Here is a 2,231-nt window from a genome sequence, read left to right as displayed (position 1 = left end):
CCCCGCGGCGGCCAGTTGGCCGCCGACCAGCAGGTAGACCACGCCCAGCACGGGCAGCGGCGCGGGGAGCCAGAACAGCGCCCGTCTGCGCAGCTCACCCTCCTGAGTGGGCGCGAGAACGTAATCGATCATCGGACGGAAGAGCCGGGACCCTATCCTCGGTCGCTCGACCACAGCGTTGACCCCCCAAGAACGTCGTGACGGGGCGGTGCGGGGACCTTCGCCCGAGGATGACGCAGCCTCAACGGTCCCGTCGGCAACCCGCCCACCACAAAGCTATCCCTTTTCATGTGGTCCCCGGGCGTACACAACCAGTTACCGACATACCCGGCTCTGGTGAAACTTCCATAAGGGGACTGACATGGCAGGCAACGATCAGGTTACGCGGCGGGTTCCCCTCCGCGGGGCCGTGACCGGAACCGGCCGCCCCCAAAGGCACCCGAACCGGCCGCCCCCGGAGGATCAGGCGCCGTCGGTCCGCGCGAGCCGCCCGAGGGCGACCGCCACCCGCAGGACGAAGGAGCCGCGCCCGTCGGAGGGCGTGCGCCCGGTGAGCTCGGCGATCCGGCTGAGCCGGTAGCGGACCGTGTTGGGGTGCACGAACAGCATCCGCGCGGTGGCCTCCAGCGACGAGGCGTGCTCCAGGTACACCGACAGGGTGTCCAGCAGGGGCGACCCCGCGCCCAGCAGGGGCACGTACACCTCCTCGACCAGCTGCCTGCGCGCCTCGGCCTCGCCCTGGAGCGCGCGCTCGGGCAGCAGGTCGTCGGCGAGGACCGGGCGCGGCGCGTCCGGCCAGGCCACCGCGGCCCGCAGTCCGTTGACCGCGGCGCGCAGCGAGGCCCCCGCGGACCGCAGGTCGGGGACGGCGGGCCCCACCACCACCGGGCCCGAGCCGAAGAGCCCGGCCAGCGGTTCGGCGGCGGCCGCGGGCAGGTCCTGCGCCGGGTAGCGGTCCCCCACGCCGATCACCACGACCACGCGACGTCCCTGCATCCCGGCCAGCACGTCGTGGCCGAGGCGGCGCGCGGCCGAGCGCAGGTCGTCCAGGACCTTGCCGCCGTCGTCGTCGCCGACCTCCCCGGCCACCGCGACGACCGGGGTGTGCGACCAGCTCAGCGCCGAACCCCACGTCTGGAGGCCGTCCTCCTGGTCGCCGTGCAGCAGGGCGTCCACGATCAGGGCCTCCAGGCGCGCGTCCCACGCGCCACGCGCCTCGGCGGCGCGCGCGTAGACCTTCGCGGAGCTGAAGGCCACCTCGCGCGTGTAGCGCAGCACGGCCTCGCGCAGCTGCTGGGCTCCGCCGGGGGCGGCCAGCTCCTCCACCTGTCCCTCGACCACGTCGATGACCACGCGGATCATGTCGACGGTCTGCTGGAGGGAGACCGAGCGCGTGAGCTCGCGCGGCGCGGTGCCGAAGACCTCGACGGTGATGGCCGGGCGGCCGCGCACCGGGTTGCGGAACCAGTCGACGAAGGCGGCCACCCCGGACTGGGCGACCAGTCCGATCCACGAGCGGTCCTCGGCCGACATCCGGCGGAACCAGCCCAGGCGCTGTTCCATGCGGGCCACGGCGGCCGTGCCGAGCGCGCCCATGGAGCGCTCCAGGCGGCGCACGGTCTCCGCGCGCACGCGTTCCTGCTCCGTGGGCACGGAGGCGGGTGCGCCCTCCGGGTCCGCCGCGGTGCCCTGGTCGTCCGGGGTCTGGTGGGGTTCGGTGTTCACCTCTCCAGGTTCGCATCCCGCGGCACCCGGCCGGCGGGCCGCCCCGCGTCCCCGGCGGGCGCGAACCGCTGGCGTGACCGGGTGCGCGCGCAGCGTACCGTCGGAGGGTGACCTCTCCCACCGGTTCCGGGTCCGAGGGAGCACGTTCGGCACCGTTTTGTGGAGTCCCAACAAACGGTGTCGAGTAAGTTCGTGCTCCTCCCCCTCTGACCGGTGATCTCCTACAGGGCAAGGTTGATGTCGTGCTTGTAATCGTTGCTCCCGGCCAAGGCGCCCAGGTTCCCGGATTCCTCTCCCCGTGGCTCGAACTGCCCGGTGTCTCCGCGCAGGTCGAGGCGTGGTCCGAGGTCGCCGGGCTGGACCTGGTGCGCTACGGCACCACCGCGGACGCGGACGAGATCCGTGACACAGCGGTCGCCCAACCCCTGCTGGTCGGGGCCGGCCTCGTCGCGGCCTCCGCCGTGCTCGGACCCCTGGCCGCCCCCTCCCCCGCGCTGCCCGCCGAG

The 2,231-nt window shown here is 73.6% G+C and carries 1 protein-coding gene and 1 pseudogene; one reads left to right on the top strand and one right to left on the bottom strand.

Annotation, left to right across the window (positions count from 1 at the left end):
• Window positions 1-462 precede the first annotated feature (462 nt).
• Window positions 463-1,725, bottom strand: coding sequence for a CdaR family transcriptional regulator (locus DQW06_RS09265; protein WP_013153965.1), 1,263 nt, complete (start codon window positions 1,723-1,725; stop codon window positions 463-465).
• A gap of 242 nt (window positions 1,726-1,967) precedes the next feature.
• On the opposite strand from DQW06_RS09265, the pseudogene DQW06_RS09260 reads away from it, so the two are divergent.
• A pseudogene (locus tag DQW06_RS09260) lies at window positions 1,968-2,231 on the top strand (ACP S-malonyltransferase); the annotation flags it as partial.

The organism is Nocardiopsis sp. TNDT3, assembly GCF_003427465.1.
Lineage (GTDB): Bacteria > Actinomycetota > Actinomycetes > Streptosporangiales > Streptosporangiaceae > Nocardiopsis > Nocardiopsis dassonvillei.
This window is presented reverse-complemented; position numbering and strand designations above follow the sequence as displayed.